The organism is Enterococcus sp. DIV0806c (assembly GCF_051710905.1).
Taxonomy (GTDB): Bacteria; Bacillota; Bacilli; order Lactobacillales; family Enterococcaceae; genus Enterococcus_B; species Enterococcus_B mundtii.
Map to the genome: position 1 here is coordinate 2,515,385 of NZ_JBIOLO010000001.1, position 21,735 is coordinate 2,537,119.

24 protein-coding genes and 1 riboswitch are annotated in these 21,735 nt (G+C 41.2%); of the genes, 1 reads left to right on the top strand and 23 read right to left on the bottom strand.

Translation table 11 applies throughout. The features are described 5' to 3' along the window. From IGK77_RS11760 to IGK77_RS11870, 23 genes are all read right to left on the bottom strand, one after another. Nucleotides 1-798: an ABC transporter permease subunit gene (locus tag IGK77_RS11760; protein WP_074799840.1), complete on the bottom strand. Its 798-nt coding sequence runs from the start codon at nucleotides 796-798 to the stop codon at nucleotides 1-3. An 11-nt stretch (nucleotides 799-809) separates the two neighbouring features. Next, nucleotides 810-1,562: a phosphonate ABC transporter ATP-binding protein gene (gene phnC / locus IGK77_RS11765; protein ID WP_074799839.1), complete on the bottom strand. Its 753-nt coding sequence runs from the start codon at nucleotides 1,560-1,562 to the stop codon at nucleotides 810-812. 19 nt (nucleotides 1,563-1,581) lie between these two features. Further along, complete coding sequence (locus IGK77_RS11770) at nucleotides 1,582-2,604, bottom strand: phosphate/phosphite/phosphonate ABC transporter substrate-binding protein (RefSeq protein ID WP_071867229.1); 1,023 nt, start codon at nucleotides 2,602-2,604, stop codon at nucleotides 1,582-1,584. Between the two features lie 350 nt (nucleotides 2,605-2,954). Further along, nucleotides 2,955-3,839, bottom strand: a complete 885-nt coding sequence (locus IGK77_RS11775; RefSeq protein WP_438713202.1) for a diacylglycerol/lipid kinase family protein — start codon at nucleotides 3,837-3,839, stop codon at nucleotides 2,955-2,957. Between the two features lie 390 nt (nucleotides 3,840-4,229). Beyond that, entirely contained in the window at nucleotides 4,230-4,673 is a 444-nt protein-coding gene (locus IGK77_RS11780; protein ID WP_071867206.1) for a cupin domain-containing protein, read from the bottom strand. Nucleotides 4,674-4,686: 13 nt separating this feature from the next. Then, nucleotides 4,687-5,829: an ethanolamine utilization protein EutH gene (eutH, locus tag IGK77_RS11785; RefSeq protein ID WP_071867207.1), complete on the bottom strand. Its 1,143-nt coding sequence runs from the start codon at nucleotides 5,827-5,829 to the stop codon at nucleotides 4,687-4,689. A gap of 12 nt (nucleotides 5,830-5,841) precedes the next feature. After that, nucleotides 5,842-6,102, bottom strand: coding sequence for a EutN/CcmL family microcompartment protein (locus IGK77_RS11790; RefSeq protein ID WP_071867208.1), 261 nt, complete (start codon nucleotides 6,100-6,102; stop codon nucleotides 5,842-5,844). Between the two features lie 13 nt (nucleotides 6,103-6,115). Beyond that, the gene (locus tag IGK77_RS11795; protein WP_071867209.1) at nucleotides 6,116-6,724 is read right to left on the bottom strand and encodes a hypothetical protein; all 609 of its coding nucleotides are present in this window, start codon (nucleotides 6,722-6,724) and stop codon (nucleotides 6,116-6,118) included. Between the two features lie 12 nt (nucleotides 6,725-6,736). After that, nucleotides 6,737-7,369, bottom strand: coding sequence for an ethanolamine utilization phosphate acetyltransferase EutD (gene eutD, locus IGK77_RS11800; RefSeq protein WP_074799836.1), 633 nt, complete (start codon nucleotides 7,367-7,369; stop codon nucleotides 6,737-6,739). Nucleotides 7,370-7,372: 3 nt separating this feature from the next. Further along, nucleotides 7,373-7,951 (bottom strand): hypothetical protein, encoded by a 579-nt coding sequence (locus tag IGK77_RS11805; RefSeq protein WP_074799833.1) that lies wholly within the window; start codon nucleotides 7,949-7,951, stop codon nucleotides 7,373-7,375. A gap of 246 nt (nucleotides 7,952-8,197) precedes the next feature. Continuing rightward, entirely contained in the window at nucleotides 8,198-8,482 is a 285-nt protein-coding gene (locus IGK77_RS11810; protein WP_010734677.1) for a BMC domain-containing protein, read from the bottom strand. Between the two features lie 48 nt (nucleotides 8,483-8,530). Further along, a complete protein-coding gene (locus IGK77_RS11815; protein ID WP_143073241.1) occupies nucleotides 8,531-10,006 on the bottom strand; it encodes an acetaldehyde dehydrogenase (acetylating) in 1,476 nt (491 codons plus the stop codon). Further along, nucleotides 9,996-10,535: a BMC domain-containing protein gene (locus IGK77_RS11820; RefSeq protein ID WP_074799828.1), complete on the bottom strand. Its 540-nt coding sequence runs from the start codon at nucleotides 10,533-10,535 to the stop codon at nucleotides 9,996-9,998. The genes IGK77_RS11815 and IGK77_RS11820 overlap by 11 nt, the downstream gene beginning before the upstream one ends. 13 nt (nucleotides 10,536-10,548) lie before the next feature. Further along, nucleotides 10,549-11,202 carry an ethanolamine utilization microcompartment protein EutL gene (gene eutL / locus IGK77_RS11825; protein WP_071867214.1) on the bottom strand — a complete coding sequence of 218 codons (654 nt, stop codon included), beginning with the start codon at nucleotides 11,200-11,202 and terminating at the stop codon, nucleotides 10,549-10,551. A gap of 14 nt (nucleotides 11,203-11,216) precedes the next feature. Continuing rightward, complete coding sequence (eutC, locus tag IGK77_RS11830) at nucleotides 11,217-12,134, bottom strand: ethanolamine ammonia-lyase subunit EutC (protein WP_438713203.1); 918 nt, start codon at nucleotides 12,132-12,134, stop codon at nucleotides 11,217-11,219. Nucleotides 12,135-12,151: 17 nt separating this feature from the next. Continuing rightward, on the bottom strand, nucleotides 12,152-13,516 hold the full coding sequence (locus IGK77_RS11835; protein ID WP_074799824.1) for an ethanolamine ammonia-lyase subunit EutB: 1,365 nt from the start codon (nucleotides 13,514-13,516) through the stop codon (nucleotides 12,152-12,154). Between the two features lie 16 nt (nucleotides 13,517-13,532). Continuing rightward, nucleotides 13,533-14,957, bottom strand: a complete 1,425-nt coding sequence (eutA, locus tag IGK77_RS11840; protein ID WP_438713204.1) for an ethanolamine ammonia-lyase reactivating factor EutA — start codon at nucleotides 14,955-14,957, stop codon at nucleotides 13,533-13,535. A gap of 82 nt (nucleotides 14,958-15,039) precedes the next feature. Continuing rightward, complete coding sequence (locus IGK77_RS11845; protein WP_074799821.1) at nucleotides 15,040-16,467, bottom strand: sensor histidine kinase; 1,428 nt, start codon at nucleotides 16,465-16,467, stop codon at nucleotides 15,040-15,042. Continuing rightward, a complete protein-coding gene (locus IGK77_RS11850; RefSeq protein ID WP_071867230.1) occupies nucleotides 16,467-17,039 on the bottom strand; it encodes an ANTAR domain-containing response regulator in 573 nt (190 codons plus the stop codon). Before IGK77_RS11850 ends, IGK77_RS11845 begins: the two co-directional genes overlap by 1 nt. A 26-nt stretch (nucleotides 17,040-17,065) precedes the next feature. Further along, entirely contained in the window at nucleotides 17,066-17,413 is a 348-nt protein-coding gene (eutS, locus tag IGK77_RS11855; protein WP_074799819.1) for an ethanolamine utilization microcompartment protein EutS, read from the bottom strand. Nucleotides 17,414-17,572: 159 nt separating this feature from the next. Then, entirely contained in the window at nucleotides 17,573-18,697 is a 1,125-nt protein-coding gene (locus IGK77_RS11860) for a 1-propanol dehydrogenase PduQ (protein WP_074799818.1), read from the bottom strand. 287 nt (nucleotides 18,698-18,984) lie between these two features. After that, a riboswitch (adenosylcobalamin (AdoCbl) riboswitch) is annotated at nucleotides 18,985-19,134 on the bottom strand. A gap of 48 nt (nucleotides 19,135-19,182) precedes the next feature. After that, nucleotides 19,183-19,764 (bottom strand): cob(I)yrinic acid a,c-diamide adenosyltransferase, encoded by a 582-nt coding sequence (locus IGK77_RS11865; RefSeq protein WP_438713205.1) that lies wholly within the window; start codon nucleotides 19,762-19,764, stop codon nucleotides 19,183-19,185. Next, on the bottom strand, nucleotides 19,761-20,198 hold the full coding sequence (locus IGK77_RS11870) for a EutP/PduV family microcompartment system protein (RefSeq protein ID WP_071867220.1): 438 nt from the start codon (nucleotides 20,196-20,198) through the stop codon (nucleotides 19,761-19,763). Before IGK77_RS11870 ends, IGK77_RS11865 begins: the two co-directional genes overlap by 4 nt. Before the next feature lie 338 nt (nucleotides 20,199-20,536). On the opposite strand from IGK77_RS11870, the gene IGK77_RS11875 reads away from it, so the two are divergent. Then, nucleotides 20,537-21,730, top strand: coding sequence for an ATP-binding protein (locus IGK77_RS11875; RefSeq protein ID WP_074799816.1), 1,194 nt, complete (start codon nucleotides 20,537-20,539; stop codon nucleotides 21,728-21,730). Nucleotides 21,731-21,735 lie beyond the last annotated feature (5 nt).

The window sequence follows — 21,735 nt, forward strand, 5'->3', positions numbered from 1 at the left end:
TCAATGAATCATCCTCCTAATTTTATTGGACGAAAGTTCCAGTGCGATCACGATGATGACGATCGTCAAGATGACCATTCCTGCCATATCGTAGCGAAATTTCTTATAATAGAGGTCAAACAGAAAACCAATCCCCGTTCCGGTCAATATGCCGACTAATGTTGCATCACGGATGTTGTTTTCGATCATGAACAATATCCAACTGATCAGCTGACCAAAGACCATCGGTAAGACGCCTTGAAAAATGATCGCAAAGTAAGAAGCACCAGTCGCCGTCATCGCTTCTGTGATACTTCCTGCCACTTCATCGATCGTTTCCATAAACGAGCGCGTCAAGTAACCGTACGTTGTAAAGGTGATGGCTAAATAACCAGTAAATTCATTTTGTTTGAAACTCAACAGTAGGACCATTGCCCAAACCACAATCGGGATATTTCTAAAAAAACTAGCAAAGACCCGCGCCACTGTTTTTGTTCCCTTATTCAGGCCAGTTGTCTCTGAACCAATGATTGCCGTAATCAATGAAAATACTGTGGCAGTCATCGTTGCTGTGATCGACAACAAAACCGTCTCAAGTAATTTAGATAAGATCAATGGCAAAGATTGGATCGAATTTTCCGTTGGGATAAAATTGGTGAACAACCAGAAAAAACTCTGGGGAATCGCCGCAATAGCTGCACCAAATTGAAAGCCAACAAATTGTGAAAAGGCAATGTACACGACAACAAAGCTAAAGAGTGCCACAAATAAAAACTGCTTCTTTTTACGAAAGAGATCTTGATTCAGTGTTTTATCCATCCAAGCCCTCCCTATACTAACAATTCATCAGACTGATAAATCTGATTGATTTGATTTGTTGTCAGTCCATCTGGGTTTCCAGAGAACACGACATTGCCACTATTCACGCCAATGATCCGATCGGAATAATCGATCGCAACTTCTACTTGGTGAAGATTCACTAGACAAGCAATATCTAATTCTTTCGTCACTTGCCGTAAATAATCCATAACGACTTTTGAAGATTTGGGGTCTAAGGAGGCGATCGGCTCATCACATAAGATCAACGCAGGACGTTGCATCAATGCTCGGGCAATCCCAACACGTTGCTTTTGTCCACCACTCAATTCATCACAACGTGTGTAAGCAAACTCTGATAATCCGACTTTTTCTAGCAAATCGAAGGCTTCCTGTTTTTCCTCTTCATTGTAGACACCAATCGAGCCTTTCACAGCAGACTTGTATCCAAGTCTACCGTGAAGGACATTTTCAACAGCTGTGAGGCGACTGACTAAATTATAATGCTGGAAAATCATACCGATTCTTCTTCTTTTTAAGCGTAAAGGCTTCTTCTTTAGACGTTGCATGTCCTCATCTTCAAAGAGAACAACCCCTTCATTCGCAGAAATCAACTGATTGATACAACGCAAAATCGTGGATTTTCCTGCACCTGATGGTCCGATGATCGAAACAAATTCTCCTTTTTCTAGTTGAAAGGAAATGTCCTTTAACGCTTGTTTCCCGTTACTATAGGTTTTTGAAATCGAGTCTACTTGTAATAGCATGGCTCGTCCTTTCTACTTCTTAGCGAAGTGGGTCATAGAAACTATCAGTGACTTCAACGAATTGTTCATCCGCTTCTTTCTGATATAGACCCACAGATTCTGAGTCTTTTGGTGAAAAGATCGCTTCATTATTCGTCACTTCTTCACTCATCATGGCTTGAGTGATTTTATCGACTGTTTCTTCATCCAGATTATCTCTGTTGACAACAAATGGTCCATTTAACACTGGGATCGAATGGATCACACGTACTTTTTCGCCTCTTACTGTATCAAATGGTGCCTCTGCATCTGCTTTTACTTGGTAAACGACACCCGCTTTATTTTCTTCACCTTCCACGACATCAAAATATTGAGCCATGTTCATAAATGCCGCTACGTCTGCATCGCCTTTAAGTAAGTTCACCGCAGAACCTTGGTGAGAACCTCCGAAAAGTACTTTATTGAAGAAGTCACCATCAATGATCAATTCATCCGAACTACCAAGTCCAAATTGGTCAACGATTGCTTGACTCGGTACTCTAAACCCAGAAGTGGAAGAATTAGAGACAAAGGAAAACGTTTTGCCTTCAATCGGTTCCAACGTATAGCCATCACCCTCTTGATACTCCGCTGTATCTTCTTCATTGACGACAATAAAACTATAATAAACAGCATCTTCCAGAGTGCCACTTGCACCCGAATTTGTTAAAATCGCTTGAACATTTTCATTTTTGCGATTGGCTTCAATATAGCCATCTGGTCCCATATACGCTAAATCTACTTGTCCGTTCGCAATCGATTCGATCACGATATTATAATCTGTACTAATGACGATCTCGACATCTCTACCTGTTGCTTCCGATACGATCGTTTGGATCTCATTTCTTGATTGTTCAAATTCACTTGCTGATTCATTGGGATAAAAAGCAATCTTGATTGGTTCGGCAGAATTCTGGCTTTCGCCATCTGCTTGAGCATTGGAATTACACCCAGCTAATAAAAATAAACCGGTCATGAAAAACATCGCACTAATAACTTTCAATCGTCTTTTATTCCAAAACATGTGTGGTAAACTCCCTTGTTTTTTATTTGGTACATCTTTCATTTTATGGACTCAATGTAAATTTCTAATGGACTTCACGATAGGAGTAGATGAAGATTGTAAATCATTTGTAAAACAAGATCTCTTTTCTTTGATCATCCGACACCTTGGTATACCTGCGTTTTTTTTTGAAATAAATAAAACCTTCAAGAAATCCTCTTAACAAATTCATCCAATATTTACAAAAAAACGCAAAAAATAAAGGATGACTCGGTTGATTTGTTTCATCACCGAGTCGCCCTTTTCTATCTTTTATCTTTCATATTCATGGTTTTAGGTAGTTGGTCTAGTTGATTTTGCTTAATTTGATTCTAACAATAAACAGATAAATGTGATGGTAATACTTGGATCGTTACTGGAAGTTTTGTTCCTTCATCCCCATCGATATTTGTTGCCAGTTCTTCTTCGTCCACTAAAGCAATCACTAATTTTTCTGCGGTCTGGTAAGCAAGATTCTCCGTTGTCGCATCGACCCCTTTGATCAAATCAGGCACTGCTTTTAAAGTATCTATGAATGAACGATCTTTCAAGTACACAAAGTGTAGCTTGCCATCATTGATTTCTGCCTCTGGCAAGAGTGTCTCAAAACCACCGACTGAGTTTGTCAAACCAATCAGCAGTGTGCTACTTTCGATTTCTTCCTCTACGCCGTCGGCTTCCACACGGAACGTATAGGACTGGGTATTCGTCAGTTGTTTGAAGCCAGAAATAAAATAAGCCATCTTTCCTAGTTTGGTTTTCTTTTCAGGATCAACGTCATTGATTGCTTCTGGAATCGTTCCGATCGCAACAACGTTCATAAAATATTGATCATTGATCTTGCCGATATCTAAAGGTTTCGTGTGTTCGATCGAGAATTGTTGGATGGCTTCCTCTGGATCGATCGGCATGTTCAATGCTCGGGCCAAATCATTTACTGTTCCTAAAGGGAAAAAGCCAAAATTTGGTCGTTCTTCTTGCTCTGCGAGACCGCTGATTGCCTCATTTACCGTGCCATCACCACCCATTGCAAAGACACTATGGACTTTCTCTACCGCGCCTTCACGAGCAAATTCCGTCGCGTCACCACTTTTTTCAGTATGCAAAACTTGGACTTCCTCAAAAAGCGTACGCAATTTATTTTCTGCCATCTCGTCATATTCTTTTGCTTTTTCTCCTCCAGAACTAGGGTTAACGATCAACAACGCTTTTTTCATCTGATTTCTTCCTTTCTTGTTTGTTCTTTCTCTTACAATAACATAAAACAAGAAAATTCTAAGCAATGATGCTATGGGGAAAAGCAACAAAAAAACGGTAAATCCTGAATCAACAGAATTTACCGCTTCATTTTTCATATCACTTATTCGACAAAAAATACTGTCACTTCAACATGTCCCACTTGATTCACAAAATCAAAACTATTCGGAAGCACCGGTTATTCGGCTTTAGTATATTCTTGATCTTCTTCCCTGCTCTCTTTTATCGATACTTGAAATAAAAAATAAACACTCACTTAAATTGATTATTGCACCTATCCATTGTTACCTGAGATCATGAAGCCCGACCAGCCATAAAACCAAATAACCGGTACTTCCGAAATACTTTGTTTATTGCGATTGCCAATCTGCTGGATAAGTGACATAGATGAAGCGTGCTTCCCCAGTTACTGAGAACTGGATACTCGTACTTTTCGGGATCAAAATCAGCTCGCCAGCTTTTGCAGAGACTTTACGCCCATCGATCAGTATATCTAGCTGACCAGAAATCACATAATCGATTTCATCATATTCTAACGTCCAATCGAAAGTCGTATCCGTCATCTCCATGATGCCGCAACCAAGACGTGGGCTTTCTTGTAATGAAAAGAGATCCTTCGTGTATACTCGATCCGCAGGGTTTCCTGTATCAAGGCGATCTTCTTCAGACACTGTCATTTCTGCTAGTCTAATTGAAGCCACGCCACTAGGATCGACCTGTTTTGCCGGCATCAATTTTTCCATCACTAATTGTCGTACTAAGTTTTCGATCATTTGACGATCCAATTCTGCCATTTTCGCCACGCTCCTATTCTACGATCGTTTGCTCTTGTTTCGTTGTTGTTTGCTCACTTACGATTACTTCTTTTTCTTTTCCTAATAAACGATTCGCCATGAATACTGCAACAAAGATCGCAGTGATCCCACCAACGATCTTTCCAACCATCATCGGGAAAATCATTTCTTTCGCCACGCCCGCAGTAAAGCCTAAATGATCACCTAAAATAAATGAAGCCGAGACTGCAAATGCCACATTGATGATTTTTCCACGACGGTCCATGTCTTTTAACATTTGGAACATCGGGATATTGTTTGCTAATGTAGCCACCATGCCGGCAGCTGCAATTTCATTCATACCTAAAACTTTTCCTAATTTCATCAAAGGTTTGTTAAACACTCGTGTGATGACTGCCACTAAACAGAATGCGCCAGCCAATGTCAACGCAATATCACCCACTACTTCGATACCTTCTGTCACCGGAGCAATTCCTGGAATCAATGTGATGTCAACTAATTGTTGGATCGCACCAATGACCAAGCCAGCAATTGCAACGATCACTACACCTTTACCAAAGACATTGAATCCTTTGATCATTCCTTGTGGCGCTAACCATAGACCTACAATGATCAAAGCGGCAACGATCACGATCGGCAATAAGTTTGGTAAGATCATACTCATTGGCATACCCGCAACTAAGCCACCTGCTAACAAACCTAATGGAATCGTAATGATTCCGCTCAGCACACCTGTTGCTAAGTATTGTTGATCTTCTTTTTCAATGATTCCTAAAGCAACAGGGATCGTGAACACTAAAGTTGGTCCCATCATTGCGCCTAAGATCGCACCGGCAAACAAGCCAGCTTGTGGGTCATGCGCCATTTGTTGTGCTAAAGCGAAGCCACCCATATCGTTGGCTAACAAAGTCGTCGCAAACATCGAAGGATCTGCTCCTAAGAATTCATATACAGGTACAACGATTGGGCTAAGAACTGTTGCAAGAACAGGTGCTAATGTGATGATCCCGACCATTGATAAGGCTAATGAACCCATTGCCATCAAGCCTTCTTCAAATTGTTCCCCTAAACCTAATTTGTTCCCGATACATTTATCGATCCCGCCGATAACCATAAAAAGAACCATGACATACATAATGATTTCATTGATACTCATCGTAAATCTCCTTTATTCTTCAATTGAATCAATCACACCGACAATCATTGCATCAATAGGTGTATCTGGATCACCAGCTGAAATTCTAGCTGCTTGTCCTTTGCTGATCAATACCTTGTCACCGACACCGGCACCGGCATTGTCTGCTGCGACAATAAACCCGATTTTCGTTTCTTTCTCATCTAATACATCGACCATCAGTAATTTCCAACCATTTAGTTTTTCATCTTTTCTGGTCGACCATAGACTTCCAGTCACTTTCCCTAATAACATCTGTGATCCCTCCTCATTTGAATAAACGATTTCTTAGCGCATATTCCTCAGCTAAAGGTGTCAACCGTTCCTGATTCATTAGATCTATTCCATTCGTTTGTTGTAGTCGCTGGATCAATTGCTTCTCTGTGACATACTTTCGTTTTGGCAACTCTTTTGCTAGCACCTTTTTTCGGCAAGCCGTTAAAAATGAGTCATAGCTTGCATTTTCTTCCTCGAAAAAATACATCCCATAACGTTGACATTGCTCGGATAGCTCACTGACCTTCTTTTTGAGGTGATATTTCATTTGGCTCGAATGGTTCGCTGTCTCTGTTTGCAGAACCAAGACAGGCTTTCCTGCGAACAAAAAAGAAAGGATACTCGCCGTTTTACGATCAGTCGGTAGCAACTGAGCAATCGCGGCCAATTGAGGAAAACTGACATGTTGGACGACTAAGCCATCGCTTTTCGTTGGATCTTGCGTTTCTATCCAATCGACCATCGATCGTTCAGCAAATAACGTTTTAGGATAACTTGCTTTTTCGTCCATCCATGCTAACTGATAGTCAGCTGTGGGCAATCGGTTCATCAGCATTTCTGTGACTTGCTGAATGACTTTTTCGATCTCCGTTACCTTCACGAAATCCCCTCCCTATTTACAAATGTAACCACGATCTCCTTTGTTCAAGCCGCAAGCATTTGCTTCATCGTAATCAATGTGCATATACGTCGCAAAATCTGGACTGACACGGACAACCACATCATCAAAGATCAGCGGACGACTTGCTTCCACACGTACTTTTACCGTTTGGCCATTCACTACTTGGTTTTTGTTTGCATCTTCTGGTGTCATATGGATATGGCGCTTTGCCACGATCAAGCCTTTATCTAATTGAACAGCTGACTCACCGTTCATTAAGATAACGCCTGGTGTTCCTTCGGTTTTGCCACTTTCTCTGACAGGCACGCGACTGCCTAAAATACGTGTATCCGTCATGGATACTTCAACTTGTGACTCCGCTCGTTCTGGGCCTAAAATGACCACATTTTGGAATAAGCCTTTGGGACCTGCGACAGTGATCCGCTCTTTACAGACATACTGACCGGGTTGAGACAATTCTTTGACTTTGGTCAATTGGTATTCTGGACCAAATAATGCGTCGATATCTTTGCGACTCAAATGCACGTGTCTTCCTGAAGCTTCTACTTCGAAAGAATGTTGTTGTGACTGGATACGTTGTACCACTTCATTGATAATTTCATTTAAATGATCCAATCGGTTCATCTCCTACTCATTTTTCGGCAGTTGAATCATACGTTGCAATTCTTCTGCCCATAACATAAAAATAGCTAAATCTGTCGGAAGTTCTTCTTCTAACAATTGACTGATTTTCTCTATTTGATACTCGATCTCATTGATTGAATAGTGTAAGGTTCTTTTTTGCAAGGAGGAACGATACATCATTCCTGAAAGTCGTTTTGGATGAGTTGAGCGCTTTTTCCCATCCAATCGACTAAAGCTTGCTAACCACTTTTGCTGATATTCTAAATACAACCAACCTTCGGCATAAATATCGTTTTCTTCCAATAAATGAAAGAAGAGTAGATTTTTCAGTTTTTTTATTTCTAAGCCAATTTTTCGTCGCACACTAGGCATCAACGATTCTTGTTCAAACATCGGTTGCTTAGGTTTCTCCATTGGAGAAGAAACGAGTTTTTCTCGCATAAGCGGAATATGATGCTCACGTAAATAGCTGGAGGCTGCGGGAGTCAAAAGACAATCCTTTGGCACAATGAAAGTGATTCCTGTTTGTATTTCTTTCTTCCGAAACATGTGCCGTAACTGGTCTTCTGTAATCACACCCATTTAACGCTCTCCTTTCTCCAATGGATTATTTCCAAGCATTGATCTCGTCTTGGAAACAAGCCTATAACAATAATATCCACTTTACTTCCACAACATAGATAAACGGCGTTCCAGAAGCAACTCCTTCAAAAATAAGGGCGAAAAGCCAAAAATATGAGAAAATATTTTCGGCTTTTCGCCCTTATTTCTCGGAGCTGAACCCTTCTGTCACAACCTCTGTTTCATTTTAGATGTCTATGACGATGATTATTCAGCCACTTTAGGTAAAATCGCATCTACTTCAGTGTGAGGACGTGGGATCACGTGTACAGATAATAATTCGCCAACACGTTCAGCTGCTGCTGCACCTGCATCTGTCGCTGCTTTTACAGCGCCAACATCACCACGAACCATGATTGTTACTAAGCCACCACCTACTTGTTCTTTGCCAATCAATGTTACGTTTGCTGCTTTCACCATTGCATCTGCTGCTTCAACAGCACCTACTAATCCACGAGTTTCGATCATTCCTAAAGCGTTTGTACTTGACATTATAATTTCCTCCTATTGTGTGTGTTTTCAATTAATATATATTACATATTATTGTAATCGAGCTAATACTTGGGCAACGAGTGTATCGACCAACTCATCTTTGTTGCCCCCTTGGTTGTTTGTTTCTTGGACTGGCATTTGAGCGCCAGCGCCAAATTCTTGACGGATGTCCGCTAGATCAGTGACACCGTAAGCGACACGACGAACATTGAATAGGTTTTCTACTCCGATATTGTCAGATGTAGAACTTCCACCAACGGCGCCACAGCCTAGTGTCAAAGCTGGTACTAAGCCAGTTGAAGCCCCGATTCCGCCTAATGAACCTGCGGTGTTGATCAACAGACGAGAAACTGGTTTTCTTAAGCCGAATTCACGGACGACTTCTTTGTTTTCAGTATGGATACACATCGTGTGTCCTGCACCTTCACCTTTTAAGATCTCTACCGATAGATCACAAGCTTCTTGCCAGTTTTCTACCGTATAGAAGGCGATGATCGGTGCTAATTTTTCTCTTGAGAATGGATACTTGATGCCAACATTGCTTTCTTCTGCCACGATCAGACGACGATCAAATGGAATATTCAAGCCAACTAATGAAGCGATATGACGAACCGAACGTCCAACGATTTGTGGGTTCATCGTGCCATTTGGTCGTAAGATGAAACGAGATAATTTATCTGCTTCGTCTGGACTCAAGAAGTAAGCACCTTGTTTGATCAATTCAGCTTTGACTGCTTCACGATTGACCTTTTCCACGATGATGGACTGTTCAGATGCACAGATCGTTCCATTATCAAATGTTTTAGAATCCATGATCCGTTTCACCGCCATTGGAATCAATGCGCTACGTTCAATATATGCTGGACCATTTCCTGGACCTACGCCGATCGCCGGTGTTCCTGAAGAATACGCCGCTTTGACCATCGCATTGCCACCAGTGGCTAAGATCAAGTTCGTATCTTTGTGGGTCATCAATTCTTTTGTTGCTTGCATCGTTGGTGTCGTGATCACTGAAACACTCTCTTTTGGTCCACCCGCAGATTCGATCGCTGAACGAATGATCTCAACGGTCGCTTGGATCGATTGTAATGCGTTTGGATGTGGGGAGAAGACGATACTATTCGCAGCTTTCAATGCGATCAAGGCTTTGTAGATCACTGTTGAAGTTGGGTTTGTCGATGGGATCAATCCAGCAACCACACCAACAGGTACGGCAATCTCCGTTACTTTTTTCTGTGGGTCCTCATTGATGACACCTACTGTCTTCGTATGTTTGAATTCTTCATAAACGATTTTTGAAGCAAAAGCATTTTTGATGATTTTGTCTTCATAGATGCCGAAGCCAGTTTCTTCATTCGCCATTTTTGCTAGAAGTTCACGTTGTGAAAATGTAGCGTCTGAAACGGCTTTGACGATTTGATCAATCTGCGTTTGCGAAAATGTTTCTAACACTTGTTGTGCCTTCTTTGCAGCTGCGATCAAATCTCGGGTTTCTTGAATCGAGCGTAAATCTTTATCCACGATGGGTCACTCCTTTAATTTCTGCCATGATCGCCTCTACTAATGCTTGTTTGCTTGCAGATTTGATTTCTGATGGTTTTAATTGTTTCACATTCAATTTGTAAGCTTCTTTTCGTAACTCAGCCACACGTTTTGCTTGTAGCTCTGCCCGACGATCGTTTGTTTCACTGATCTGCGTGGCTTCAACCTTCGTTTCGACTTTTGTCGGCTCGGCTGGTTCTTCTAAACGATCAGGTGTTACTTCAGTGACACGTTCTTCTGTTTTCGGTTGTTGAAAAAGGATGTGCGTCTGTTCATCCACCCGTGAAATCACATGATGTGAAATCAGACAGTTCAACGCCTTCGCTACGACGACCCCTGCATCGACTGCTGCATTCACAGCAGCAACATCACCACTTAGTTGGACAGTGGTTAGTCCACCTTTGATGATCTCCGCATTCAACAAGGTCACATCTGCGGATTTTAACGCAGCATCGCTGACACTGACAGCGCCTAAAAATCCGCGAACTTCGATCATACCAATCGCATTCATTCGTGACACTCCCTTAGTAACTTAACGGATTTTCTGCAATCCGTTGAACGACCTGTTCAAAAGCAGTACAAGCTGCTTTACATGCTGATTGACTACCCGTTAGAAGCGCCCCACCAAAGTTTGTTTCAGATGGTGGTCCAAAGAAACTGCAGATTTCAACATCCGCCGCTTTCAATGCTGCATCTAGTGCAACCATCGCTTCTAAAGGTGGCGCGATCAAGTAAGCAATTGCTTCGCCTTCACGAATGTTCGCTTCTTTTGATAAGTATCTTCCAGAACGAGAAACCACATGGGCAAAGTACACGATGCTGTCATCGTCGTTTGCACTGATAAAGCTTGCTTCTTGTTCAATGACTTGTGTCACGACAGATAGTCCACTGGTGATCTCAGCCGGACTAGGTCCAGCAATGATCCCGATCACTTCACCCGCAAGTTTTGTAGAAGCATTCGCTGCTCCTGCGTACATACTTTTCGCATAAACAACTTCTACTTCCGCCGCCTTTGTTGCTTCATCTAAAGCCACATAAGTCACATCATCACAATCTGATGTCACGATACCTAATGAGCGCATCCCTGGTGTCAAACCCAATTGCTCTGCTAACGCAGCATCTACATTAGGAATGACTTGAACACTCAAGACGTTTGCGCCTAAACGGTCATTTTTCATTGATGATTCTCCTCCTATTCGGCTTCTTTCAATTCAATCCCAGATTTTTTCTTATCTAGCATTTTTTTGATCAATTCAGCGATATATGCACCGGCTTCAACCGCTGGTGTCCCACCCTTATGGATGTTTGAGATCACGGTACGACGAGCTTCCGGCATTCCGACAGTCGGACGGTAAGCAACATACGCACTCATCGATTCTGCTGTTACAAGTCCAGGACGTTCACCAACTAATAGACATACTACTTCTGCATCAGTGATCTCGCCGATTTGATCCATTGATGGTACACGACAATATTTGACGAAGACGACTTGATCAAAATCTAGGCCATACATTTTCAACCCTTGTTTGATTGCTGGTAGTACTTCTTTGATATTTGCTCCGATAGCCGCAGAACTTAATCCATCCCCAACAACGATCTGCACTTTGGCTTTTGCGGTCGTTTGTTGTTTGATTTTTGTGCTATTTTCTTCGTCAAATTGACGACCAAAATCTGGACGAGTCAAGTATTCGTCTTTTGTTTTACAAATCGTTTGTGTTGAAATGAAGCCCATTTCCTCAATCAATTGTGGATCAACATCAGAGAATACAGCATCTTGTGCTGCTGCATGGTCCGCACGGAAACGTAAGGTAGAATCAGTCATATAGCGAGTGCCTGTACGTCCCACTCCAATACGAGCAGGTGTAAATGCCTTCATGCGCAAGTATCCTGTTTCATCTTTTACATCTTTGACCAAAAGCTGTTTACGTAGATCTACCTCTGTGATGTCGTCGATCATGCCTTCTTCTACTACTGGCATGGTTGTTGTCATCGTATTGGTTGTTGTGGCTGGTGTTTTTGGTAGTTCTGTTGATTGTTCTGTTGGTTTTTCACCGGCTACCATCTCACTTAGCATGGAAGTGATCATTTCTTTCAATTGTTGTTCGTTCATTTTTTCTTGCACCCCACTTATTTGATAAATACTGAAGCATCGCCGGCTAGGCTTGTTAATTTCCCATTTTCCATCAAGCCCATTTTCTCCATCCAACCTTCAAATTCTTTGATTGGACGTAAACCGAACAATTCACGGACGGTTGCTGTTTCATGGAAACCTGTCGTTTGATAGTTCAACATCACATCATCCCCATGAGGAATACCCATGATATACGTACAACCAGCTGATGTTAGTAACACAGCTAAGTTTTCCATATCGTTTTGATCTGCTTTCATGTGGTTTGTATAACATACGTCACAACCCATTGATAAACCTGTTAGTTTACCCATGAAGTGATCTTCTAAACCTGCACGAATGACTTGTTTTGAATCATACAAGTATTCTGGTCCAATAAAACCGACAACAGTATTCACAAGGAATGGATCAAATTTCTTCGCTAAGCCATAGCAACGTGCTTCCATCGTTACTTGGTCTGCACCAAAATGAGCTTCAGATGATAACTCAGAACCTTGACCAGTTTCAAAATACATCACGTTCGGTCCAGCTGCTTGACCACTGCTCAATGCTAATGCTTGCGCTTCAGCTAACATGTCCGCATTCAAACCAAACGCAGTGTTTCCTTTTTCTGATCCAGCAATGGATTGGAAAACTAAACCAGTCGGTGCGCCTTGACACATGGCTTCCATCTGGGTCGTCACGTGAGCCAAGACACAGGTTTGTGTTGGGATCTCCCATTCGCTGCGAAATTCTTCAAATTTATCTAAACAACGTTTCACGCTTTCTGTCGAATCATCCACTGGATTCAATCCGATCAGTGCATCGCCAGCCCCGTACGATAAGCCTTCCATCACAGAAGCCATGATCCCGTCTACGTCATCTGTTGGGTGATTGGGTTGTAGACGATTGGAGAAAGTACCTGCGCGACCGATTGTTGTGTTGGCTGTTTTTTCAATGTGGATTTTTTTTGCGCCCACGATCAAGTCCATATTCGACATCAATTTGCAGACTGCCGCAATCATTTCTGCAGTCAATCCACGAGAAATATATTTGATTTCAAAATCTCCTGTTTTATCTGAAAGGATATATTCTCTTAATTCGGCAACTGTCCAATGTTTGATCATGCCGAAAATACGCATGTTGACTTGGTCGATAATGATACGTGTGACTTCATCTTCCTCATAATCAACCACTGGATGGTTGAATAAATCGTTTAAAGTCAGATGAGATAACACGACTTTCGCTGCTACTCGTTCTTCCGCAGAAGTTGCTGCCACACCCGCTAATTTATCTCCTGATTTTTCTTCATTTGCTTTAGCCAATACTTCTTTGACTGAAGAAAACTGATAGGTTTTGCCAAATAATTTTGTTTTTAAAATCATTTTTCTTGTCGCTCCCTTAATTAAATACTAATGTTTTGACAACTACCGGTAACACTGCACCTTCGGCGACAGGTTGACCAATATCGATGTAATCCCCATTTTCTACTTTGACGGAATCAATGCAGATGAACGGATAATTCCCCGGTAAATACGCATGTAAGGCATGACCTAATGCTTTTGCCATGTCTTCGTCCACCATGATGACGAGTGGGATATTTTCAGTGATCAAGGCAGATAACCCTCGAACGATACCTTCCGCATATCGTTGGACATCCGCAAACGTTGGGTTCACGATTCCCTTCATCGCTAAAGCGATTTGTGGTGTTTCTTCCAACCGATGCCAAGCCAGCTTTTCATTGATGCGCTCACTCATTGCTTCAGCAGGCAAGGACTCATCTTCTTGGGAAACTTTCAAGATCGGAATATTTTTGATTGGCAGGATCTGCTCATGATAAGCGATCGTACTGCCGCTAATATCAGCAGTATGGGAACCTGCCCCGACCACCGTTGCCCGAATCGTTTCGTTACTTTGTAAGACTTCTTTTTCCGCGAAAATTGGCGATTTTCGTAAAGCCGTACCTAATAACAGACCGATATCCCCATACTTGAACATATCTGTCACTTCTTCGATCAAGCAATCCGCTACACCACCAGAAAAAGTGACGATTGGTAGTTCGCCATCTAGCCGTAGCCCTCGGTTCGTAATGAATAACTCATAAAAGGGACTTCGTTTTCCGATCCCCACGCTATTCGCCAAAACTTTTACTAACTCATCAATCACTGGTTGGATTGCGGGAACAGAAGCTTTTGTTCCAACTTTCAACGGCAATCTCAACTGCTCGATCATTTCTGTGATCTTTGGTGAAATATACGAAATAATCCCTGCTTGATCGACCTTGATCAGTCGACTGCCGATATCAAAACATGCGGTATCATTGATTTCCCCATCAGTGAAGACGACTAAGTTACTCGTGCCACCGCCGATATCGATGTTGACGACCGAAGCATGACGCTTTGTCGAATACTCTTGCGCGCCTGCCCCTTTTCCGGCAATGATACTTTCAAGATCTGGGCCAGCTGTCGCGACCACGAAATCCCCAGCAAAACCACTCAACGCTTGTAATACTTTGCTCGCATTGGCTTTACGAGCTGTTTCACCGGTGATGATCACCGCGCCCATTTGGATTTGTTGCTTCTCGATTCCTGCTTGTTGATATTGTCGGGAAACAAACGCTTTGATTGCTTCATCATCAATCATTGTCTGATTGATCAAAGGAGTGAAGATGATTTCACTACGGTAGATCACTTCCTTATCTGAGATCGTGATCCGCGGAACGGAAAACGCAGAGGCAAAATTTTCGATCGTCAGCTCCGACAAAACAAGCTGGGTCGTTGAAGTACCTAAATCGATCCCTACAGTAAGAATTTTTTCTTTTGCCATCTTTTTTCTCCTTTCTACAAACAAAAAATGCTTAAAGACAGCCTAGAATTTCTTCTACGCATCTTTAAGCATCGTTGCTTTTTCACCGAACAACATCTTTGGTGTTCTGTTCAAAATAGAAACAAGTTTTTGTTCCTTTATTGGATGATTCAATTTTCACTTTCCCTTTTAGCTTATCTTTGATATAGCTATTCACGATCATCAAACCTAAACTGGTCTCTTTGTTTCGGTTGACATCATAGCCATTGCCGTCATCTGTAACAGTGATCGTAATGACTTTATTTTCGATTTCTCCTCTGACTTCAACTATGCCATGTTGATCTGCCTCAAAGGCATGGTCAAAGATATTTTGGAGTAACTCGTTGACGACTATGGAAATGGAAACCATTTGATCGCTAGAAACAGTGATCGTCGGATCAACCGTTAGAGTCAAGCGGACTTTCTCCGGATTGAAAATATGCCGGAAATTGTACATCACTGCTTCAAGCATTTGACGCAAGGAAACATTATCTTCCACTTGCTTCGACAATAATTCATGAGTCATCGCGATCGCCATGATCCGGTTCACACTTTCTTTTAGTACTTTACTAGCCTCTTTGCTAGTGGTACGGCGTGCTTGGATCCTCAATAACGAAACGACGGACTGTAAATTATTTTTGACGCGGTGATGGATCTCTCGAATCGCCACCGATTTTGAGACGATTTCGTCTTCTTTCTTTTTCACTTCTGTATTATCTTGAATAATCATTGCTACTCTCGATCCTGCATCAATCCAAACTTTTCGAATATTAAAGTAATAATTTAAATACGCGGTCTCTAATTCGATCAACCGATTTTCGGTCTGATCATTCATCTGATAAAGAACATATTCGAACGTTGTATAATCAAGGGAGAGATTGTCATAGTGTAAATCATTGATCATTTCGCGATAGCCTAGTTTTCGGTATAATTCTTTGGCCCGATGATTCGCCAAGACCAGATTTCCTGTGGTCGTATCAAAAATCAAGACCGCTTCGGCTAGCTGGTCCATGATCAAAGGATCGAATGTGGATTCGACCGCTATTGTCCCTTGCTCGTTTGACTGTAGTTCTTGTCGTTCAACTACCCCAATCGGTTGCTCGACTCCCTCTTCTACGATGATCACACCGATCGTTCTTTGTTCATTGCGAATCGGAAAAATGTTTTGCTTGATCAAGCGATTTTCTTGCGTGACTGCTAACAACCCAATGCTATTCAAGCTTGTTTCCATCGTCCGTAAGACGCCAGGTTCATTTTTTAGTAACGCTTCTTTTCCGACAACTTCATATTTATATAATGAGGGGATATGTTTTGGCTTCTTATGATAGACAACTAATGCTTCTTTGGTCATTTCATTAAAGACATCGATGAACACATCTGCCATCTCATAATGCTTAGACTCTGCTAAATAAGCACTCGTCCGACAAAGCTCTTGGATATCTGACTGGGTTAGGTTGGTATAACGCTGACATAATGTATTGATTCGTTCCATTATTCATCATCCATAATAATCAATTCTGCGATGTCACTCATCCGTGCGCGTTTGTTCATACTTAATGTACGTAACATCTGGTAAGCTTCTTCTTCAGAAATATTATTTTCTTTTGCTAAGATCCCTTTTGCCTTCTCCACAACTTTTCGTTCTTCCAGTTTCAACTGTAGTTTGTCGATCTGCTGTAGCAAGTTTTGGGTTTCTTTCCCTCTGGCGATCCCCATTTCAATGGTTGGGATCAATGATTTTGCATCTAATGGTTTTACCAGGTAACCGATTGCTCCTAATTTCTTCGCTTTCTCCGTATTCTCATGATCACTGTAAGCAGAAAGAAACACGATACTCCCTGCTAACTGATCTTGGATGATTTTTTTACCGGACTTTAGACCATCTAAAATCGGCATTTGGATATCCATCAATACGAGATCCGGCTTAGTCTCTTTACAAACTTCGATTGCTTCAAATCCATCTGCGGCTTCCCCAACAACTTCATAACCAGCTTCCAGTAGAATATCTCGAGTGTCCAATCGTGTGATTGGTTCATCGTCTACTATCACAATTCTGCCCTTCATATTCAATACGCTTTGTCTCCCCCGAACTAAGTTCTTGTAATTTCACACGTCACAGAGAATTGCAAAATCTGTTTGAGTCCATCCAATACAGCATGTAATGCTGCTTCAACAGAACTCACGTCGCCAGAAATAACTACTGAACCAGAGAAACGATCGATAAAACCAATCGTAATGTCACCACTTTTCGTTGCAATATCCACAGCAATGATTGCGGCTTCACTTGGCGTGATCGTCAAAATCCCTAACGCATTGCTTGCGCCTGCTGGTAATCCTAATTTTGTATAGACTTCCTTGTCGGGACTCGCAATGATGTGGGCTAAAGTGACTTGTTTTCCTGGGACGTATTCTTGGATCATTCGTTGTTTTTCTTCCAAACAAGACTCGCTCCTTCATTTTAAGCAATAAAAAATCCTCAATAATAAGCCATAAAGTATTCACTTTACGCTTGTTATTAAGGGCCCCATTGCTCTTAAATTTTGAAGCACTCCGTTGTGCTCATTCATTATATGTTAACCTTTTCACGATGTCAATCTTTATAAAATGGCTTTTAATATTGCTCTAACGCCTTTTTCATCTGCCTTACGAGGATTCGTTCTCGTGCAACCATCTGCTAAGGCAGCGGTGGCAATTGCTTCTTCTTGTACTAATACTTCTTTTGAAGACAAGCCGTATTCACTCAACGTCGCTGGCATCTCTAATTTTTTTCGCAGCTGTTTGATCATACGAATCAAATTCTGCACACCTAAACGAGGATTTTTCGTTTGCGTATTGCTTATGCAGTTTGCTAATGCCGCATATCGTTCAGCCACTTTGATTTCGGTCACTTGACCATTTCCTAAACCACTATTGTAAGCAATCACTTCTGGCAGTAAGATCCCATTGATCCGTCCATGTGGCACATGTAAACGAGCGCCAGCCGCATGAGCGATTCCATGATTTAGTCCTAGTGAAGTCGAATTGAATGCCATCCCTGCCATACAAGAAGCTACGTGCATTTGCTCTCTCGCTTCTTTATCTTGGCCATTTTTGTAGGCTCGTTCTAAATATTCAAAAACTAACGCAACCACTTTCTCACATAAGGCATCTGCTACTCCATTCGCTTCTGTGGAAACATAGGATTCAATGACGTGGGTCAGCACATCCATTCCTGTATCAGCAGTGATTTTAGGTGGAACACTCATGACTAATCCGGTATCTAATATCGCAATATCCGGTTGGATCTCTTCTGTTACTAAAGGGATTTTCAACCCCAATTCACTGATCGTGATCACTGAGAAGTTTGTCACCTCAGACCCTGTCCCACTGGTTGTTGGGATTGCAATAAATTGTGCAGTCAAGAGACCCATTGTCTTTTGCCCAAAATATTTCATTGCTTTCGCTGCATCGATGGCTGAACCGCCACCTATTGCCACGATGATTTCACTTTGAAAACTTTCCATTTCTTTGATGCCTGAAACGATTTTATCAAGTGGTGGATCAGGAACAATATCACTAAATACGTGATACTGATTTAAATAAGTCGTGACTTTTTCTACCATGCCATTTTCTACCATAAAGGGATCAGTAACGATGAAAACACGCTTATCTTTAACATTCTCAAGACTTTGTAACGCATCTTCCCCCACAATGATCTGTGTCGAGAATTGTATACTTTCCATGAACATTCCTCCTTGAAAACAAAATAAAAGAGACTTCAAACCAATGGAAATCAAAAGATCCATTTGTCTGAAGCCCCTTTGCTTCTTTTACAATCCATACAACAGTGTATGGTGTCTATTCTGTAATTATTAATCAACACAAGCGCTGGGAATCAGCAGTACGCCATTGTACTTGAAATCTCTTTCCCCATTGAAAGACCAGCCCAATATTCCCATACACATCATCGTGCTATGTGTGGGATTGAATCAAATATTCTTGGGCTGACTTTCAAAAAACGTCATTTTTTTAGCAACACCCTGTTTTGCCTCGAAACAGTTTGCCCAATAATGAAAAATAAGAAAAGACCTGACTTAAAAGCTTGAACGCTTTATCACAGTGGCGGGACCGTGCCAGCATCTCACTGGCTTCCATTCGTATCTTTCATAAACATTTGATTAATCTAACAGCACTTTACCATACTGTTTGTGAAAAATCAAACACTTTTTTATAAACCTTCTTCTTTTATCTTATGGAAGACCTTCTCTCCTCTTGTATAAAAAACATCCTCTTGCCCCATTTGCACATTCATATAACGCGCCAACGCATAAAAATAGTCAGACAAGCGATTCACAAACACGATCACTTCAGGATTGATCGCCGCAGTCGCACTTAAACGGACGATATGTCGTTCCCCGCGACGAGCAATCGTTCGTGCCACATGGACCATGCTCGCTCCTTGACAGCCCCCTGGTAAAATAAATCGTTCGATATCCGGCGATTGCTGTGTGTAAAAATCAATCCGTTCTTCCAACCAAGTTACGCTTTCTTGTTGGACTTTAAGCGGTCTTCCATCTTCCAAGACCGTTGATAGATCAGTCCCTACATCAAATAAAAGTTGTTGTAGTTCTTCCAATTCCTCCTTAAAAACGTCTTGTTCTTTTGACAATTGACTGATCGTATAGCCCAACCATGAGTTCAATTCATCGATCGTCCCATAACTTTCCACAAGATCTGAATCTTTCGATACACTATGACCACCAACTAGTTTCGTCATTCCCTTGTCGCCTGTTTTTGTGTAGATTTTCATGATTCTCCTCCTAAGTACTCAATCAATTCTGCTAGTCCCGTTTTTTCGACTGATGAGACTTCAAACAGTTTCGTTGCTCCAGCTGCAAGCAATTGTTCACGTACACGCGCCAACTCTTTCTCGTCTTTCACTAGATCAACTTTGGTCATGATCCCGATGACTTCTTTTGGAAAGATGTGGCCAAAGCCTGGTGAAAAAATCTGTTCTTGGTCTAACGCACTTTGCATCAAACCAATGACATCTGCTTCTGCCGCTGTCACAGTCAAAGCAGCGTAGTATTGGCGATGTAGAATAAATTCCCCTGGTGTATCGATCATCTCAGGATGAAATTCTACCGCTTGGGTCTTATCATAAACGATTGCTTCTCCTCGCAAGGCTTGACAAAGAGTGGTCTTTCCACAGCCAATCGCACCCATTAAAATGATTCTCCTCATTTACCTCTCCTCCATAAAAAAAGCCTAAAAAAGCAGAATAATCTCTACTTTTTTAGGCGTCATTGCCATATTCAACCGCACACATCTTTGTGTGCTTCTTTTCACTAGTGAAATCGCTTCTCTCAGGTTTGTCAAAATAAATCTTGCTCTATAATAACGAAAAACAATGAAAAATCTATTATATCATGTACATAAATTTGAAGTTAACTTCTAATTTACGGTAAAAAAACATTTTTTTGAAGTTAACTTCTAATTTAATGAAAATAATGATTTTTTTGAAGTTAACTTCAAATATGGTATACTTACACCAACAATAGGATATTGGAGGAGGGATAACTTTGTTTCAACGACCTGATTATTTAAATCAATTGATCGATTTACAGAACACTGATTTCATCAAAATCATTACTGGCGTTAGACGGTCTGGTAAATCTGTGTTACTTATGCTCTACCAACGCTATTTATTGGAACAGGGTGTGGAACCAAATCATATTATTTATATCAATTTTGAATCATTCAATTATCAAGTAGTCACAGATGCAAAGAAGTTTAGGGACGTGTTAGCACCATTGATTCCTCAAGATGAAGAAAAAGTATATTTTTTATTTGATGAGATCCAGCTTGTCGATGGATGGCAGCGTGTCGTCAATGGCATAAAAACTAGCTTTAATTGCGAGCTAGTCATCACTGGTTCAAATGCGAATATGTTATCTGGAGAACTTGCCACTTTACTTAGTGGCCGATACATTGAGATTCCTATCTATCCGTTGTCGTTTGATGAATTTTTAGCTGTTAAGGACATTGCAAAAGACTCTCGGTTTGTTGATCAAGCATATCAGGAATATGAACAATATGGTGGTTTTCCCAGTGTAGTATTAGCTGATGAGAGAATCAAAGATACGATTTTATCAGGGATCTTTGATACGATCGTCCTGAACGATGTTGCCTTGCGTGCCGGTTTAAAAGATGCAACAGTGTTAAAAGCGCTGATTCGTTTTTTATCAGATAATGTTGGCCAACTCGTCAATGCGTCAAGAATTGCGAACACATTAAAGAGTGAAGGAATCACAACGAGCACGCATACCATCAATCGCTACTTAGACCTATTGGAACATGGTTATCTCTTTTATCGTGCACAACAGTATGATATTAGAGGCCGAGAATATTTAAGAACGAATGGAAAATATTTCATTATTGATTCTGGACTTCGCAGAAACGCGGTAGGAAGAAAAGACGGTAATTATAGTAATCGTCTAGAAAATATCGTTTACGTCGAGTTACTAAGACGAGGTTATCTAGTAGATGTTGGCCGTCTTGACAATCAGGAAATCGATTTTGTTGCAAAAAAACTAGATGAAACACTCTATATCCAAGTAACTTATGAGCTTCCCAACAATAATCGTGAAACTGACAATTTACTTCACATCAAAGATAATCATAAAAAAATAGTGATTACCGGTAAATATTATGAGATCAAACAAGTAGATGGTATTCCGATTCAATACATCGTGGACTGGTTACTTGATAAATAAGCAGC

Excerpts from the sequence above, each read along its gene's own strand:
- IGK77_RS11760 (WP_074799840.1), bottom strand. The coding sequence starts at position 798 with ATGGATAAAACACTGAATCAAGATCTCTTTCGTAAAAAGAAGCAGTTT.
- phnC (WP_074799839.1), bottom strand. The coding sequence starts at position 1,562 with ATGCTATTACAAGTAGACTCGATTTCAAAAACCTATAGTAACGGGAAA.
- IGK77_RS11770 (WP_071867229.1), bottom strand. The coding sequence starts at position 2,604 with ATGTTTTGGAATAAAAGACGATTGAAAGTTATTAGTGCGATGTTTTTC.
- IGK77_RS11775 (WP_438713202.1), bottom strand. The coding sequence starts at position 3,839 with ATGAAAAAAGCGTTGTTGATCGTTAACCCTAGTTCTGGAGGAGAAAAA.
- IGK77_RS11780 (WP_071867206.1), bottom strand. The coding sequence starts at position 4,673 with ATGGCAGAATTGGATCGTCAAATGATCGAAAACTTAGTACGACAATTA.
- eutH (WP_071867207.1), bottom strand. The coding sequence starts at position 5,829 with ATGAGTATCAATGAAATCATTATGTATGTCATGGTTCTTTTTATGGTT.
- IGK77_RS11790 (WP_071867208.1), bottom strand. The coding sequence starts at position 6,102 with ATGTTATTAGGGAAAGTGACTGGAAGTCTATGGTCGACCAGAAAAGAT.
- eutD (WP_074799836.1), bottom strand. The coding sequence starts at position 7,369 with ATGAACCGATTGGATCATTTAAATGAAATTATCAATGAAGTGGTACAA.
- IGK77_RS11805 (WP_074799833.1), bottom strand. The coding sequence starts at position 7,951 with ATGGGTGTGATTACAGAAGACCAGTTACGGCACATGTTTCGGAAGAAA.
- IGK77_RS11810 (WP_010734677.1), bottom strand. The coding sequence starts at position 8,482 with ATGTCAAGTACAAACGCTTTAGGAATGATCGAAACTCGTGGATTAGTA.
- IGK77_RS11820 (WP_074799828.1), bottom strand. The coding sequence starts at position 10,535 with ATGAATGCGATTGGTATGATCGAAGTTCGCGGATTTTTAGGCGCTGTC.
- eutL (WP_071867214.1), bottom strand. The coding sequence starts at position 11,202 with ATGAAAAATGACCGTTTAGGCGCAAACGTCTTGAGTGTTCAAGTCATT.
- eutC (WP_438713203.1), bottom strand. The coding sequence starts at position 12,134 with ATGAACGAACAACAATTGAAAGAAATGATCACTTCCATGCTAAGTGAG.
- IGK77_RS11835 (WP_074799824.1), bottom strand. The coding sequence starts at position 13,516 with ATGATTTTAAAAACAAAATTATTTGGCAAAACCTATCAGTTTTCTTCA.
- eutA (WP_438713204.1), bottom strand. The coding sequence starts at position 14,957 with ATGGCAAAAGAAAAAATTCTTACTGTAGGGATCGATTTAGGTACTTCA.
- IGK77_RS11845 (WP_074799821.1), bottom strand. The coding sequence starts at position 16,467 with ATGGAACGAATCAATACATTATGTCAGCGTTATACCAACCTAACCCAG.
- IGK77_RS11850 (WP_071867230.1), bottom strand. The coding sequence starts at position 17,039 with ATGAAGGGCAGAATTGTGATAGTAGACGATGAACCAATCACACGATTG.
- IGK77_RS11860 (WP_074799818.1), bottom strand. The coding sequence starts at position 18,697 with ATGGAAAGTATACAATTCTCGACACAGATCATTGTGGGGGAAGATGCG.
- IGK77_RS11865 (WP_438713205.1), bottom strand. The coding sequence starts at position 19,764 with ATGAAAATCTACACAAAAACAGGCGACAAGGGAATGACGAAACTAGTT.
- IGK77_RS11870 (WP_071867220.1), bottom strand. The coding sequence starts at position 20,198 with ATGAGGAGAATCATTTTAATGGGTGCGATTGGCTGTGGAAAGACCACT.